Genomic DNA, 15,072 nt, shown 5'->3' with positions numbered 1-15,072 from the left:
AGAGGAGGGAGTGTTTCATGGGCATAGATGTGTAGTGGGTTACATGAGTTTCATGCGCGGCAAATCCTGGGAATCCACCAGGCCCACCGGCTCGCGGCGGGCGTTGATGACCACCAGATCGTCTATACGGCGTTCATTGAAAATTTTCAAGGCTTCAGCGGCCAGGGCGTCCTCGCGCACACATACGGGATGGGGGGTCATCACCTCGCGGAGCGGGCGATCAAGCACCTGCGGATTGTCGGCCATGTGCCGGCGCAGATCGCCATCAGTGAAGACCCCCGCCAGTTTGCCGTGGCGATTGATGATGGTCAGACAGCCCGCCTTGGCCCGGGTCATCAGCAACAAGCCTTCGCGCACGGTGGTGGTTTCGCGGGCAATGGGATGACGCTCGCCGGTACGCATGATGTCGCCTACCTTCAACAACAGGGCGCGGCCGATGGCACCGGCGGGATGGTAGCGGGCAAAATCAGTGCGTTTCAACCCGCGGGCGTCCAGCAGGGCCATCGCCAGGGCGTCTCCCAATACCAGCATGGCGGTGGTGCTGGTGGTGGGAGCCAGGTTGAAGGGGCAGGCCTCCTTGGGCACGTGCACATTGAGCACCAGGTGCGCATGCCGTCCCACGCTGGAATGGGGATAGCCGGTAACGGCCACGAGGGAAACGTTGAAGCGTTTGATGGCGGGCAGGAGATGGATTAATTCTTCTGATTCGCCGGAATAGCTGAGCATGAGCACCACGTCGCCATCGTTCAAAATGCCCACGTCGCCATGCGCCGCGTCCACGCTGTCGAGGACGACACTGGTCACCCCGGTGCTGGCCAGGGTGGCGGCAATTTTGCGCCCGATGATGCCGGACTTGCCCACCCCCACCACCACCACCTTGCCCTGTTGACGCACGGTTTCCAGCAACTTCTCCACCACGGCGTCGAAGGCCTCATCCAAACGCGCCCGCACGGCCTTCAGGCCGGCCATTTCCAGGTCAAACACTTCACGGGCGCGGGCCAGGTGCGATTTCATGGCAGGCTAATCCACGCTGGGGTAGGAGCCCAGGACTTTGACGAAGGAGCAATGCAATTCCAATTGCTCGATGGCCCGCGCCACCTTGCGGTCCTGCACGTGGCCATCGCAATCCACAAAGAAAAAGTACTCCCAAGCCTTGCGCTTGCTGGGGCGGGACTCGATTTTTGTCATGTTGATGCGGTACTGGCGGAAGGGCGTCAACGCCCGGTGCAACGCGCCCACCTCATCGCGAACGCTGAACATGATGCTGGTGCGGTCCTTGCCGGTGGGCGGACCGCACTTGCGGCCCAGGACCAGGAAGCGGGTGACGTTCACCGCGCTGTCCTGCACGTCATATTCCAGGATGCGCAATTTGTAACGTTCCGCCGCCAGAGTGCCGGCGATGGCGGCGGATTGAGGGGTTTTGGCGGCCATCTCGGCCGAGCGGGCGTTGCTGGAGGTTTCAATGATTTCCACCCGCGGCAGCTCGCGCTGAATCCACTCCCGGCATTGGGCCAGGGATTGGGGGTGCACAAAGAGGGTGCGGATCTGCTCGCGCCGCACATTGCCCATGAGGCACTGGCGGACGGGCATGACGATCTGCGCCACGATTTTCAAGTCGCTTTCCACAAACATGTCCAGCGTGTGGGTGACCACGCCCTCGGTGGAATTCTCCACGGGCACCACGCCATAATCGGCCCGCAGCTTGCTGACCTCCTGAAACACATCGGCAATGGTTTTGTGGGGCACGTAATGCAAACTGCTGCCGAAGCGTTGAATGGCCGCCTGATGGGTGAAGGTGGCTTCCGGCCCCAGATAGGCGATGACCATGGTTTTCTCCAGGGCCAGGGCGCTGGACATGATTTCCCGGTAAATTGCCTGCAAGGATTCATTGGTCAACGGCCCTTGATTGAGGCGGCAGACACGGGACAGCACCGCCCGCTCGCGATGAGGGGCGTAAATCTCCTCGCCCGCCTTGAGCTTGATGTTGCCAATTTCCAAGACGTGCCTGGTGCGCTCGTTGAGCAGCTTGACGATCTGCTCATCCAGCCGGTCAATCGCCTTGCGATGTTCCAAAATGCTCATGGCAGCAGTCGGTTAGGGAGACTCCGGCGGGGACGAAGCGTCCGGCGACGGGGACGGCGGCGCTTCGGGCCCGGGCGCGGGGGCCGGGGTCTCGGGGTTTACCGGCAAACTCAGTTGTTGGGGGGGGGTGGTGGCCAGGCCGGGGTCCACCGTCAACAGGGCCTCCGGCTTGGGGACCGGCAACCGGCGCAATTCATCCGCCGCCGGCAAATCCTCCAGCCGCGCCAGCCCGAAATATTCCAGGAATTGCGGGGTGGTGCCGTAGAGTGCGGGACGGCCCGGAGCCTCGGCGCGGCCCACCTGCTCCACCAGGCCGCGCTCCAGCAGGGTTTGCATGACGCCGTCCACGGCCACGCCGCGGACCTGCTCCACCTCGGCGCGCGTCACCGGCTGGCGGTAAGCGATGATGGCGAGGGTCTCAAGCGCCGGCTGGGAAAGCCGCGGCGGGCGCATCTTTTGTCCCACCAGCGTGCGCAGCCAAGGGGCAAATTCGGGCTGGGTCACAAACTGCCATGCGCCCGCCACGCAAACGAGGCGGAAAGTCCGTCCCGCTTCCCGGTGTTCCCGTTCCAATTGCGCCAAGGCCGTTTCAATATTCTCCAAGGGCACTTTTTTGAAGGGGCGGGTCTCCGGCTCCTCAGCCTGCTCCGCGGCGGCCAGTAAAATGGCCCGCAACTCCGCCGGGGAGAGCGGTTTCTGCGCGTTGAACAGCAAGGCTTCTAAGATGTCTTTCAGTTCCATGCGTCAGGGGTGGGGGGGCGTCACGGGCGAGGAGGCTTCGGCCCCCGGGGTTTCGGGCGGTTTGATTTTCACCACCACGGTGGGCGCATCGGCCGATTCGGTGGCGGTGACGGGCCGCGGCAGGGGGGCATCCGGGGCCACGGCCAGTTCCTCGGCTTTGGCCTTCAAGGCCTCCGCCTCTTCCAGGGGCGCAGGCTCGGGCGCGCGGGCGATTTCAATTTCGCCAAAATCCTCGGTTTGCGTGATCAGCACCGCCCGCAGCCTTACCAGCTCCAGCAGGGCCAGAAAGGTGACAATGACCTCGGCGCGCGTCAGGGCGGCGGCGAACAGCTCGGAGAAACGCAACACCGGCGTTGTTTTGAGGCGCTGGTGCAGAAAATCAATTTTCTCACTGACCGTCCATGGATCATCGTAGATTTCCGAGGCCGCCTGCTGCCTTTCGGCGAAGCGTTTGAGCACGGCATTGACGGCGTTGAGCAAATCAAAAATGGAGACCTCGCCCCGCCGCGGTGCGGGAGCCTCCATCTCGATGCGCGCCGGCGTGCGGACGTAGGTGTTTTCACGGGCGATTTCCAACTGCTGCAACTGGGCGGCCGCATCCTTGAATTTTTTATATTCCACCAGTTGGCGGATCAGCTCCCAGCGCGGATCCTCCTCGTCCTCCTCGCCTTCCGGGGTTACCTGCTGCTCCTTGGGCAGCAGCTCCCGGCTCTTGATATACATCAGGGTGGCGGCCATGACCAAGAATTCACCCGCCACCTCCAAATCCAGCATCCGCATTAATTCGATGTATTCAATGAACTGGGTGGCCAACTTGGTCAGGTTCACCTCGTAAATGTCCACCTCCTCCTTCTTGATCAAATAGAGAAGGAGGTCCAGGGGACCTTCAAACACCTCGAATTTGACGCGGTAATCCGACATGCAACCCGCCTGGGACGCCCAAGCCAGCGGGTGGAATCATCCTAGGAGCCTCCCCGCCCTTTTGGCAACGCGGAAAAAGGCTGAGAGGGCTGCCGGCCCTCATAGATTAGGCCGGGGTTGGGATTTTTTGCTGGATTATTCCCCCCCGCTCTCGCTCAATCGCGGGGAAGATTGGCGTGAAAATCCTGTTGCTCAAGCCAAGCTCGCTGGGTGACGTGGCGCAGGCGGTGCCTGTGTTGCGTCTGCTGCGGCGCTGGCGTCCGGAAGCGGAAATCTGGTGGTGGATCGAGAAAGATTATGCGGCTTTGCTGGAAGGGGATCCCGATTTGACGGGGCTGTATCGCTTCGATCGCCGCGGCTGGCGCCACGGGCGGGGCTGGCTGGGCTGGTGGGACACCGTCCAGCAGATGCGCTCCCGTCGTTTTGACTGGGTGATTGATCTGCAAAGCCTGGCGCGCAGCGGGGTGTTTGCCTGGCTGGCCAACGGCGCATTGCTCGCCGGCCTGGAAGATGGCCGGGAGGGGGCGCATGGCTTTTATGATTTGTGCGTGCCGCGCCCGCATCCGCTGGCCCATGCGGTGGATTGGTATGTGTCAGTGCTGCGGCGTCTGGGCGTGCCCACCACCCTTCCCTTTGTCTGGCTGCCGCCCCGGTTTGCCGCGCATCGTTCCATAACCCAGCGATGGCGCCCGGAGGGCAAGGTGTGGGTGGCGATGGCGCCCGGTGCGCGCTGGCCCAACAAACGCTGGCCGGTGGAACACTTCAGCACCCTGGCACGGCTTTTGGTGGCGGCGCATCCGGCAATTCAAATCGTAGTGATGGGGGGGGCGGCTGACTCCCCCCTGGCCCAAGCCATCGCGGTGGAAGCCCCCGGGAGGATTCTCAACCTTGCCGGTCAAACCACCCTGCCCGAGACCGTGGAGTGGTTGCGGCTGGTCTCCGTAGTGGTGACCAATGACACAGGTCCCATGCACATCGCGGCCGCACTGCGGACGCCGGTGGTGGCGTTGTTTGGGCCGACGGAACCCGCCCGCACCGGTCCGTACGGGCAACCGCAAAATGTCCTGCAACTGAGCCTGCCATGCGTGCCCTGCATGAAGGCCACCTGTCATCACCGGCCGCTGCTGGAGTGTCTGCAAACTCTGCCCCCGGCCCGGGTTTTGGAGCGGGTTCTCGCTCTGTTGGAGACTTCCCGCCCGCCACATGAGAGCCGCTGGGAACTGGCGGCGTCCGGCGGAGGCCAATAATCCATTGACACCGCAGACCAAGGCCGCATTATCGCCCGCAGGGTGGTGCGCGGGGCAAAACCTGCTCCCCGGGCCACGTGGATGTTAATGTTGGGCAACGAACATGGAATCTCCCGGCGAGCTTAGGGGCCGGAGCCATGAAGGAATATGACTATGAACCTTGATGCTGTGTATTCGGAGCTGACGCTTAAAACCAACGCCAAAATTGCCTTGGTGGTGCTGGATGGGCTGGGGGATCTCGCCACCAAAGCCCAAGGCGAAATGACTCCGTTGGAAGCCGCCAAAACCCCCCATCTGGATGCCCTGGTGGCCCAGGGCTGCGCCCAGGGCCGCATGATCCCCGTCGCCCCGGGCATCACCCCCGGAAGCGGCCCCGGTCATCTTGCGCTCTTTGGCTATGATCCGCTGGAGTATCAGGTGGGCCGCGGGGTCATCGAAGCCCTGGGACTGGGCGTGGAGTTGAAGGCGGGCGATGTTTGCGCCCGGGCCAACTTTGCCACCCTGGACGCCAACGGCATCGTGACCGATCGCCGCGCCGGGCGCATTCCCACCGAAGTCTGCGAGCGCCTGTGCAAGTTGCTGGCCGACAAAATCAAAAAGATCGGCGATACGGAAGTCATCATCAAGGCGGGCAAGGAGCATCGTTTTGTGGTGGTCTTCCGCGGCAAAGGACTGGAAGGCCCCCTGACCGACGCAGATCCCAACCGGGAAGGGTTCCCTATTCCCCAGGTCAAGCCGCGCGATCCCGCCAACGCCAAACAGAAGAAAATGGCCAAACTGGTGGCGGACTTCTACAAGGCCGCCCTGCCCCTCTTGAAAAATGAGAAGCCGGCCAATGGTTTCCTGATGCGCGGCATTGCGCATCAACCGGAAATCCCGCTCTTCGAGGAGCGCTACCTGCTCAAACCGGCCTGCCTTGCGGTTTATCCGATGTACAAGGGGCTGGCGCAACTGGTGGGGATGAAGAAGCTCGAAGGAGCGCAAACCATTGCAGAGCAATTCCGCGCCTACCTGGCGGAATACAATAATTTTGATTTCTTCTTCATTCATTACAAGTACACGGACAAATACGGCGAAGACGGCAATTTCGAGGCGAAGAAAAAGGCCATCGAAGAATTTGACGCCGCCCTGCCGATCCTGCTGGAGAAGAAGCCGGATGTGTTGTGCATCACGGGGGATCATTCCACGCCGTGCGCCTTGAAGGCGCACTCGTGGCATCCGCAACCGGTGCTGATTCATTCCGCCTACAGCGGCTCGGACAAGTTGCAACGGTTCACCGAAACGGGCGCCAATCAAGGCTCGCTGGGCGTTTTTGAGGCCAAGTACCTCATCCGCCTGCTCCAGGCCAACGCCCGGATGTTTGACAAATTCGGCGCCTGAGCCGGATGCCCAGCAGCGGCAGCCCCACCGCGGCCATGGCCCCGGATTATGCCATTGTGCGCCTGCCCACCGGCGTGTGCAGCATCCGGGCTGTGGCGGCGGGGGAGACCTTTCACCCGGTCATCGGCCCGGCTGCCGAAGCCCGCGCGCTATACGTGGAGCAAATGCGCCTGGCGGAGCGGCTGGCGGCGCATGCAGGCGAATTTGTAATTTGGGATGTGGGGCTGGGCGGCGCGGCCAACGCCCTGGCGGTGTTGGATGCCGCCCGTCCCCTGCCTGCAGTGCTGCGGGTGATCAGTTTTGACTGCACGGTGGAGCCGCTCCGTTTCGCTCTGGCCCATGCCGCGGAGCTGGGTTATCTGCGCGGGCGGGAGGCGTTGCTCCATCAACTCGCCACCGAGCGCCATATCGAATTACAAGAGGCCGCCCTGAGCGTATATTGGGAATTACAAGTGGGCGACTTCCCCACCCTGCTGCACAGCCCGGCGGCGAACACCTGGCCCAAGCCGCACTTGATTCTCTACGATCCCTTCTCACCCGCCCGCAATCCGGAGATGTGGACGCTACCCCTGTTTCAGCGGTTGCATGCCCTGCTGGATGCCTCGCGCCCCTGCGCGATGGCGACGTATTCCCGCAGCACGATGCTGCGCGTCACCTGGCTGCTGGCCGGGTTTTTTGTGGGCACAGGTTGCGCCACCGGCGAGAAGGAGGAAACCACCCTGGCCGCCACGCATCGGGAATTGGTGGAGCGGCCCCTGCCGGCCGCCTGGCTGGCGCGGGCCCGGCGCTCCACCTGTGCCGAACCCCTGCACAGTCCGCAGTACCAACGGCGGCGGCTTTCGTCCGCAAGCTGGGAGAAACTCCAAAGCCATCCGCAATTTCAGCCCTTGCAGGCCGGACATCCGAGCGTATTGTAATAAGGTGATGGATGCTCAGGAGATCGTGGCGCTCAGCCTGGTGGCGCTCACCGCCGCGGGATTCGCGTGGCGGTGGTGGCGGCGCCGGCAACGCGGCGTACAAGGACTGCCCTGCAGCGATTGCTGTGGCGGCGGTGGTGGCCGCCCCGCCCGGCTGCGCCTGCGGGCCACCAAGGATGGCCCGGTGGCGATCGGCCTCAAACCCCCTGCCCCATGAAAAACCCGCGCTTGAGCCGGGGCAACACATGGAGTAAAGTATTCACGGTGTCAACCTATGCATAGGATCAAATCGTCGGTGCATTTTGCGCGGCAGACCTCGCGCATGGACCCCGCCGGGGGCGAAGGAGATTGGGTGCCGAATACCGATGTCTATACCACCGACGAGGGGTTGGTCATCAAAGTGGAGCTCGCCGGCATGCGCCGGGAAGACCTTTCCTTGTGCATCGAGGAGAACCGGCTGCGGATCAGCGGCAACCGGCCCGACGGCTGCCGCGCCCCCAAGTGCAATTTCCTGGTGATGGAAATCAACTACGGGCGGTTTGAAAATGTGATCGAAATCCCCAGCGGTTATGACCTGAGCCGCGCCACCGCCGCGTATGTGAACGGCTTTTTGCGGATTGACATCCCCCTACAGCAAACCGAGCGCAACGGGCATTCCTCCACCGGACGCGGTTCCTGATTACGGGTGAGGGTTCAACGGGGCGACAGGGGGGCATTCAAGGGCCATGGCAACACCCGATACAGAGTTCATCTCGATCCTGACCGAGGGCGGCGAAACCACCGCTCCCCGTCCCACCGGCAAAACCTTGCCGGACATCCTGCCCATCATGGGGCTGGCGGATATTGTGTTTTTCCCCGGCATGGTGGCGCCGCTGCTGGTGGAGTCCAGCCAGGGCATCAAACTCATTGACGACGTGGTAGGGGGCGATCGTTTTCTGGGGCTTATCCTGCAGCACAAACCGGATTTGGAGGAGCCCGGCCCCGACGATTTGTATCGTTTCGGCTGCGCGGCGCGGGTGCTCAAGATGCTCAAGTTTCCAGACAACACCGTCCGCATTCTGGTGGAGGGTCTGCGCCGTTTCCGGGTGGTGGAATACCTGGAGCAGTCGCCCTACCTCAAGGCGCGGGTGGAATTGTTGAAGGACGAAACGGAGAAATCCGTGGAGGTGGAGGCCCTGGTCCGCAACGTGCAGGCCAAGTTCCAGGAAATTATCAAGCTGTCCCCTGCCCTGAGTGAACAGATCAAGGTGGCGGCGCTGAACACGCAGGAACCCGGCCCGCTGACGGATTTGATTGCGCCTACGCTCAACATCAGCCTGCAGGATCGCCAGGCGCTGCTCGAAAAGCACGTAGTAAAGGAGCGGCTGACTTATTTGCTGCCGCTCATGCAGCGGGAACTGGAAGTGCTCACGCTGGGCACTAAAATCCAGAATGAAGTGGCCTCGAGCATGGCCAAGTCGCAACGCGATTATTTCCTGCGCGAGCAAATCCGGGCCATTCAACGGGAACTGGGGGAGACCGATCCCCAGACCACGGAGCTGAATCAGCTGCGCGAGCGCATCGAAAAAGACCCCCTGCCCGAGGAGGTGCGCAAGGTGGCGATGAAGGAATGGGAGCGGTTGCAGCAGATCCCGCCCAATGTGGCCGAGTACACCGTCTCGCGCAATTATCTGGACTGGATACTGGCGCTGCCGTGGCAGAAGACCACCGAGGACCAGTTTGATTTGCACAAGGCGGCCAAGTTGCTCGATGCCCAACATTACGGGCTGCAAAAGGTCAAGGAGCGGCTGCTGGAATTCCTGGCCGTGCTAAAGCTGAAACGCGAAATTAAAGGCCCCATCCTCTGTCTGGTGGGGCCGCCGGGCGTGGGGAAAACCTCGCTGGGGAAAAGTGTCGCTGACGCTTTGGGCCGCAAGTTTGCCCGCATCGCCCTGGGGGGCATGCATGACGAGGCGGAGATTCGCGGGCACCGCCGCACGTATGTGGGCGCCATGCCCGGGCGGATCATTCAATGTCTGCGCCGGGTGGAGACCCGCAATCCCGTCATTCTGTTGGACGAACTGGACAAGGTGGGCGCCGATTTCCGCGGTGACCCGGCCTCGGCCCTGCTCGAGGTGTTGGATCCCCAGCAAAACAACACTTTCACCGACAACTACCTGGATCTGCCGTTTGATTTGTCGCAGGTGCTGTTCATCACCACCGCCAACTGGCTGGAGCCGGTGCACCCGGCCCTGCGCGACCGGCTGGAAGTCATTGAGCTGCCCAGTTACACGGCCGAGGAAAAATTGGAAATTGCCCGGCGGCATTTGCTGCCCCGGCAGCGGGAGGAGCATGGGTTGACTGCGCGCCAAGTCTCCCTGCCCCTGCCGACCATCAAACGCATCATTCGCGATTACACCCGCGAGGCCGGGGTGCGCCAGCTCGAACGCGAAATGGCCGCCCTGCTGCGCAAATCGGCCCGCCGGCTGGTGGAAAACAACGGCCAATGCCCGCGCATCGTCATCCAACCGCAGGATCTCGAAAGCTACCTGGGGCCGCCCAAGTTTCCGGAGGATGAAAAGGATAAAATTACCGATGCCGGCATCGCCATTGGACTGGCGTGGACCCCGGTGGGGGGAGACGTGCTGTACATCGAGGCCACCCGCATGCCCGGCAGCGGGAAATTGTTGCTCACCGGATCGCTGGGGGAGGTCATGAAGGAAAGCGCCCAGACGGCGTTGAGTTATTTGCGCAGTCAGAGCCAGAAGCTGGGGCTGAAGCTGGACGATCATGACAAATGGGACATCCATGTACATGTGCCCGCCGGCGCGACGCCGAAGGACGGCCCCAGCGCCGGCGCCACCATTGCCGTGGCTCTGGCCTCGCTGATCAGCCAGCGGCGCGTGCGCTCCGACCTGGCCATGACCGGAGAGATCAGCCTGCGGGGGCGGGTCTTGCGGGTGGGGGGCATCAAAGAAAAAGTCCTGGCCGCCGCGCGGGCCGGTCTGAAACAGGTGGCCCTGCCTGAGGAAAACCGCGGTGACTGGAGCGAAGTGCCGCCGGAGGTGCGCCGCCGCCTCAAGGTGCATTTTGTCCGGCACGTGGACGAACTGATTGGCCTCGCCCTGCTGCCCCGATGAACCGCCGGCTGTTGTTGCTCCTCTTGAGCTTGGGCATCCCCGCCGGGGGGGTGGCTGCCGCCACTTCCGACGCCGCGGCGGGGCAGGCCCTCGCCGCGGATTTATGCGCGCTGAGTCCCGAGGAGGCCGTGGAGATGACGGGCAAGGTGGTGATTCGCCAGCGCGGCCAGCCCACGCGGGAAATCCCCTTTCTGTTTAAGGTCATTCCGGGGCAACCCCGCTGGACTTCTATTTATCAAACCCTGGCCGGGGACACCAACCTGCCGCCGCGGCAGTTGCTTATTCACCGATCCCCGGGAAGCACCAATCACTATGTCTTGGTGACGGCCGCCCCGGGCAGCTCCACCTTGAACCAAACCAATGCCGCCATTGCGCCCACCGAGGTCTTTGCCGGGTCGGATTTTTACATCGGCGACCTGGGGCTGGAATTCCTGCGCTGGCGCGAGCAAAAATTGCTGCGCAAGGAAATGACCATGAGCCGGCCCTGCCGGGTCTTAGAAAGCCGGCCTGGGACCGGTGATGCCGCGCTGGGTTACAGCCGCGTCGTTTCCTGGATTGATAATGAAACCGGCGGCATCCTGCGCGCCCAGGCCTACGATGCAGGCGGCAAACTGCTTAAAGAGTTTGAGTTGAACAGCTTCAAGAAAGTGGCCGGCCAGTATCGTTTGGAGGAAATGGAAATGCGCAACGTCCAGACCCGCAGCCGCACACGCCTCATTTTTGACGTCGGCCAGTAGATGCCGGCCGTCCAGTCCAAAACTCTTTTTGTTCCGCGTCCCCTGCCCTGTCGTACGTTTGCGGCCTGAAGAAGTCATGATAATATAATCCATGAGCAATAATGAATCTGCGGACAGCCGCCGAGATTTTTTGCGTTCCCTCGCCGTGGCCCTGACCGGCGCGGCGTTAACGCCCGCCCTGCCATCCGCTGCCGCAGAAGAACCCATGATTTTGGGGCAAGGTTCCTACCGTTATCGCGTGCTTAGAAATTGGGGAGTGCTGGACCGGCAAACGCCGGTCAAAGATTGTCACGGGATGGTGCAAAGCCGGGACGGCCGCATTTTTCTGCTGACCAACCACACGGCCAACAATGTCATTATTTATAATGCCGAGGGCCGGTTGCTGGGCAAATGGGGCACCCAATGGCCCGGGGCGCACGGGCTGACGCTGTTCACGGAGGATGGGGAAGAGCGGCTTTTTATAACAGATCACGATCGGCATGAAGTGTACAAGACCACCCTGGACGGCGTGATTCTGATGACCCTGGGATGGCCGGAGGGGATTCCGCCCTACCGCCGCACCGAGCAGTACAAGCCCACCCACGTGGCGGTCAACGGGGATGGGACTTTCTACGTGGCGGATGGTTACGGCCTCAACTACATCCTGCATTATGATCCGCGAGGGCGGCTGATTCGGGTCTTCGGCGGGGACGATGATTCGCCAGCCGCCCTGAAATGTGCGCATGGCCTGCACGTGGACCGCCGTGATCCGTCCCGGCCGGAATTGTTGATCACCAGCCGCTCGCAAAGCGCCATTAAACGCTTTTCCCCGGCCGGGGAATATCTGGGCTCCATCTCCCTGGCCGGGGCCATGCCTTGTTTTATAGTGCCCTGGGGCGAGCACCTGGTGGTGCCCCACCTGAAGGGCGCCACGCGGCCCACAGGTTCGGACACCGAGAACGGCTTTGTCTCCATTTTGGATCGGCAGAATCGGATCGTGGCCAACCTGGCGGCAGGCGCGCCGGTTTATGAGGGCCAACGCCTGCAGCCCATGAGCGCCAATACCACCGTGTTTCGTTATCCGCACGGCCTGCTGGTGGACCGGGAGGAAAACCTCTATGTGGCGCAATGGAACTCCGGGCAGACGTATCCCATTAAACTCGAGCGCCTGAAAGGGTAAGCCCCGGCGGGAGCCGCTGGACATGCCGGAGGGGATGAAGCTGCCGCCACCAGCCAGTAATTATTGGGAGGCAGCCGCCGCGCCACTGTTTTCCGCCTCCTCCTCGTCGCGCTCGCTGATGACCGGGGCAATGGCCTGCAGGGTGTCGCCCTCCTCCAACTCAATGAGTTTCACCCCGCTGGCGTTGCGGCCGGTCTGGCGGATTTCCCGCACGAACGTGCGCACCATCTGGCCCTTGGCGGTGATGAGCATGATTTCGTCGTGATCTCGGACGGTGAGGGCGCCCACTACGCGGCCGGTGCGCTCGGTGGTGCGCATGGTGATGATGCCCTTGCCCCCGCGGGTTTGCCGGCGGTATTCCTCAAACTCGGTGCGCTTGCCCAAGCCATTCTCTCCCGCGACCAGCAAGGTGGCGTCGGGAATGACCACGGCCAGCGCGACCACCTGGTCTTTCGGCTCGAGACGGATGCCCCACACGCCCACCGCCTGCCGGCCCATGGGCCGGACGTCCTCCTCATGAAAACGGATGCTCATGCCCTCGGCGGTGATGAGCACCACTTCATTGTTGCCGTTGGTCAGTTTGGCATCAATCAGCGTGTCTCCCTCCTCAATATTCAAGGCGATGATGCCGCCCCGGTGGACGTGGGCAAACTCGTTGAGCGCCGTCTTTTTCACGATGCCCTTCTGCGTGGCAAAGAAGACAAATTCCGGCGATTCCCAGGTCAGGTCCTCGCGATTGGGGCCGGTGCGCGACTGGACGCGGATTAGCGCGGCGATTTTTTCCTCCGGCCGCAGCTCGAGCAGATTGGCGATGCTGCGGCCCTTGGAGGCACGCCCCAGATCGGGAATTTCCAGCACCCGCTCCACATAGACCCGGCCGGTGTTGGTGAAGAACATCAGATAATCGTGCGTGCTGGCGGTGAACAGATGTTCGATGAAATCGCGATCCTCCCCTTCGACAGCGGGGGCTTCGCGCGTGACCATGCCGATGACGCCCTTGCCCCCGCGGCGCTGGGCGCGATAGCTGGAGATGTTGGTGCGCTTGATCAGGCCGTTGTGCGTGATGGTGATGATGACCCCTTCGTTAGCAATGAGGTCTTCGATCGCAATCTCCCCCTCGTCCGGGACCAGCTCCGTCAGCCGCGGGGTGGCGTATTTGGCTTTGATGGCCTGCAGCTCGGCCTTGATGATGGCCATGACCCGCTCCTCCCGCGCCAGGATGTCCAGCAAGTCCTCGATGTGAGCGATGAGTTTGCGGTATTCGGCATCCACCTTGTCCATCTCCAGGCCGGTAAGCTGGTAGAGCCGCAAGTCGAGGATGGCGTTGACCTGCAATTCACTGAGCAGGTAGCGGCCGCTGGTGAGCCGCGCCTCGTTGCGGATGCGGATGCCAAAGGCCTCCACCTGGGCGCGGGTGAACTCAAAGGCCAGCAGCCGGATGCGCGCCTCCTCGCGATTGGCCGAACTGCGGATGATGCGAATGAATTCATCCAGGTTGGCCAGGGCCACCAGGTAGCCTTCGAGGATTTCGGCGCGTTCCTCGGCCTTGCGCAAATCAAAGCGGGTGCGCCGCAGCACCACTTCGCGGCGGTGCTCGATGTAACAGGCAATGATTTCCTTGAGGTTGAGCGTTTTGGGCCGGCCATGATCAATGGCCAGCATGTTGACGGCGAAGCTGCTCTCCAACTGCGTGAGCTGATACAGGTTGTTGATGACCACCTTGGCCACGGCGTCCCGTTTCAGCTCGATCACCACCCGCGTGTTTTCGTCGGATTCGTCCCGGATGTTGGTGATGTCCGTCAATCCCGGGGTTTTTTCGTTGACCAGCTCGGCGATGCGGGAGACCAGGGCGGCGCGGTTGACGTTGAACGGGATTTCGGTAATGACCAGTTGTTCGCGCCCGCCTTTGAGTTCTTCGATGCCGATTTTGCCGCGCACCTTGAGGCTGCCGCGGCCATGATGAAAATAATCCTTGATGCCTTCCAGCCCGCAGACCATGCAGCCGGTGGGAAAATCCGGGCCGCGGATGTGGCGCATCAGCTCCGGGATGGTGATGTTGGGGTGGTCAATCTGGGCGCAGATGCCGTCAATCACCTCGCCCAGGTTGTGGGGCGGGATGTTGGTGGCCATGCCCACCGCAATGCCGGTGCCGCCGTTGACCAGCAAATTGGGAAACGCCGCTGGGAACACCGTGGGTTCCATGCGGGTTTCGTCATAGTTGGGCACGAAATCCACCGTGTCCCGATCCATGTCCTCCATGAGCACCGCCCCCAGCGGCGCCAGCCGCGCCTCGGTGTAACGCATGGAGGCCGGGGGATCCCCCTCCACCGAGCCGAAGTTGCCCTGACCGTCCACCAGCCGCTCGCGCATGGCCCAGGGTTGCGCCATGTGCACCAGGGTGGGGTAAATCGCCTGGTCCCCATGGGGATGGTAGTTGCCCATGGTTTCGCCGACGATTTTGGCGCACTTCAAGTGCTTGCGGTTGGGCAGCACGCCCAGCTCGTGCATGGCAAAGAGAATGCGCCGCTGGGAGGGTTTCAGACCGTCGCGCACATCAGGCAGCGCGCGCGAAATGATCACCGACATCGAGTAGTCGAGGAAGGAGTTCTTGATTTCCTCGGCCACGTTGATTTTGACGATTTTCTCGTTGGCGGCAAACACGCTGCCGCCGCCCGCCGGCGTGGGGGGCGCCGGGGTGGTTTCGTCGTTCGGAGGGGGGGGTGAAGGTTGCTCGGTATCGGCCATAGCCACAGCCCAGCGCTGCCATTA

General features: G+C 62.4%; 13 protein-coding genes. 8 read left to right on the top strand and 5 right to left on the bottom strand.

The genetic code is table 11. The features are described from left to right. Positions 1 to 39: 39 nt before the first annotated feature. The 4 genes from N3J91_09490 to N3J91_09475 are packed head-to-tail and all read right to left on the bottom strand — an operon-like array spanning position 40 to position 3,744. The gene (locus tag N3J91_09490) at positions 40 to 1,014 is read right to left on the bottom strand and encodes a KpsF/GutQ family sugar-phosphate isomerase (protein ID MCX8156663.1); all 975 of its coding nucleotides are present in this window, start codon (positions 1,012 to 1,014) and stop codon (positions 40 to 42) included. A gap of 6 nt (positions 1,015 to 1,020) precedes the next feature. Beyond that, on the bottom strand, positions 1,021 to 2,082 hold the full coding sequence (pheA, locus tag N3J91_09485; protein ID MCX8156662.1) for a prephenate dehydratase: 1,062 nt from the start codon (positions 2,080 to 2,082) through the stop codon (positions 1,021 to 1,023). A 12-nt stretch (positions 2,083 to 2,094) separates the two neighbouring features. Further along, the gene (scpB, locus tag N3J91_09480) at positions 2,095 to 2,823 is read right to left on the bottom strand and encodes an SMC-Scp complex subunit ScpB (GenBank protein ID MCX8156661.1); all 729 of its coding nucleotides are present in this window, start codon (positions 2,821 to 2,823) and stop codon (positions 2,095 to 2,097) included. A 3-nt stretch (positions 2,824 to 2,826) separates the two neighbouring features. Further along, positions 2,827 to 3,744 (bottom strand): segregation/condensation protein A, encoded by a 918-nt coding sequence (locus N3J91_09475; protein MCX8156660.1) that lies wholly within the window; start codon positions 3,742 to 3,744, stop codon positions 2,827 to 2,829. A 176-nt stretch (positions 3,745 to 3,920) separates the two neighbouring features. Here N3J91_09475 and waaF point away from each other — a divergent pair, with 176 nt between their 5' ends. The 8 genes from waaF (at position 3,921) to N3J91_09435 (ending at position 12,303) form a co-directional block, all read left to right on the top strand. Further along, complete coding sequence (gene waaF / locus N3J91_09470; GenBank protein ID MCX8156659.1) at positions 3,921 to 4,991, top strand: lipopolysaccharide heptosyltransferase II; 1,071 nt, start codon at positions 3,921 to 3,923, stop codon at positions 4,989 to 4,991. Between the two features lie 153 nt (positions 4,992 to 5,144). Next, the gene (locus tag N3J91_09465) at positions 5,145 to 6,371 is read left to right on the top strand and encodes a 2,3-bisphosphoglycerate-independent phosphoglycerate mutase (protein MCX8156658.1); all 1,227 of its coding nucleotides are present in this window, start codon (positions 5,145 to 5,147) and stop codon (positions 6,369 to 6,371) included. 5 nt (positions 6,372 to 6,376) lie between these two features. Continuing rightward, a complete protein-coding gene (locus tag N3J91_09460; GenBank protein MCX8156657.1) occupies positions 6,377 to 7,288 on the top strand; it encodes an MnmC family methyltransferase in 912 nt (303 codons plus the stop codon). A gap of 7 nt (positions 7,289 to 7,295) precedes the next feature. Continuing rightward, positions 7,296 to 7,505: a hypothetical protein gene (locus tag N3J91_09455; protein ID MCX8156656.1), complete on the top strand. Its 210-nt coding sequence runs from the start codon at positions 7,296 to 7,298 to the stop codon at positions 7,503 to 7,505. Between the two features lie 57 nt (positions 7,506 to 7,562). Beyond that, the gene (locus N3J91_09450; GenBank protein MCX8156655.1) at positions 7,563 to 7,967 is read left to right on the top strand and encodes an Hsp20/alpha crystallin family protein; all 405 of its coding nucleotides are present in this window, start codon (positions 7,563 to 7,565) and stop codon (positions 7,965 to 7,967) included. 46 nt (positions 7,968 to 8,013) lie between these two features. Then, complete coding sequence (lon, locus tag N3J91_09445; GenBank protein ID MCX8156654.1) at positions 8,014 to 10,407, top strand: endopeptidase La; 2,394 nt, start codon at positions 8,014 to 8,016, stop codon at positions 10,405 to 10,407. Beyond that, positions 10,404 to 11,144, top strand: a complete 741-nt coding sequence (locus tag N3J91_09440) for an outer membrane lipoprotein-sorting protein (protein MCX8156653.1) — start codon at positions 10,404 to 10,406, stop codon at positions 11,142 to 11,144. Before lon ends, N3J91_09440 begins: the two co-directional genes overlap by 4 nt. A 91-nt stretch (positions 11,145 to 11,235) precedes the next feature. After that, a complete protein-coding gene (locus N3J91_09435; GenBank protein MCX8156652.1) occupies positions 11,236 to 12,303 on the top strand; it encodes a 6-bladed beta-propeller in 1,068 nt (355 codons plus the stop codon). Positions 12,304 to 12,363: 60 nt separating this feature from the next. Here the strand turns inward: N3J91_09435 and gyrA are convergent, their stop codons facing one another. Next, complete coding sequence (gene gyrA, locus N3J91_09430) at positions 12,364 to 15,048, bottom strand: DNA gyrase subunit A (GenBank protein MCX8156651.1); 2,685 nt, start codon at positions 15,046 to 15,048, stop codon at positions 12,364 to 12,366. Between the last annotated feature and the right edge of the window lie 24 nt (positions 15,049 to 15,072).

The sequence above is a fragment of the Verrucomicrobiia bacterium genome (genome assembly GCA_026414565.1).
Taxonomy (GTDB): domain Bacteria; phylum Verrucomicrobiota; class Verrucomicrobiia; order Limisphaerales; family Fontisphaeraceae; genus Fontisphaera.
This window is presented reverse-complemented; position numbering and strand designations above follow the sequence as displayed.

Coding starts and splice junctions, on each gene's coding strand:
- N3J91_09475 (MCX8156660.1), bottom strand. CDS start 3,744: ATGTCGGATTACCGCGTCAAATTCGAGGTGTTTGAAGGTCCCCTGGAC.
- N3J91_09465 (MCX8156658.1), top strand. CDS start 5,145: ATGAACCTTGATGCTGTGTATTCGGAGCTGACGCTTAAAACCAACGCC.
- scpB (MCX8156661.1), bottom strand. CDS start 2,823: ATGGAACTGAAAGACATCTTAGAAGCCTTGCTGTTCAACGCGCAGAAA.
- N3J91_09460 (MCX8156657.1), top strand. CDS start 6,377: ATGCCCAGCAGCGGCAGCCCCACCGCGGCCATGGCCCCGGATTATGCC.
- N3J91_09455 (MCX8156656.1), top strand. CDS start 7,296: ATGGATGCTCAGGAGATCGTGGCGCTCAGCCTGGTGGCGCTCACCGCC.
- N3J91_09435 (MCX8156652.1), top strand. CDS start 11,236: ATGAGCAATAATGAATCTGCGGACAGCCGCCGAGATTTTTTGCGTTCC.
- lon (MCX8156654.1), top strand. CDS start 8,014: ATGGCAACACCCGATACAGAGTTCATCTCGATCCTGACCGAGGGCGGC.
- N3J91_09440 (MCX8156653.1), top strand. CDS start 10,404: ATGAACCGCCGGCTGTTGTTGCTCCTCTTGAGCTTGGGCATCCCCGCC.
- N3J91_09490 (MCX8156663.1), bottom strand. CDS start 1,014: ATGAAATCGCACCTGGCCCGCGCCCGTGAAGTGTTTGACCTGGAAATG.
- pheA (MCX8156662.1), bottom strand. CDS start 2,082: ATGAGCATTTTGGAACATCGCAAGGCGATTGACCGGCTGGATGAGCAG.
- gyrA (MCX8156651.1), bottom strand. CDS start 15,048: ATGGCCGATACCGAGCAACCTTCACCCCCCCCTCCGAACGACGAAACC.
- N3J91_09450 (MCX8156655.1), top strand. CDS start 7,563: ATGCATAGGATCAAATCGTCGGTGCATTTTGCGCGGCAGACCTCGCGC.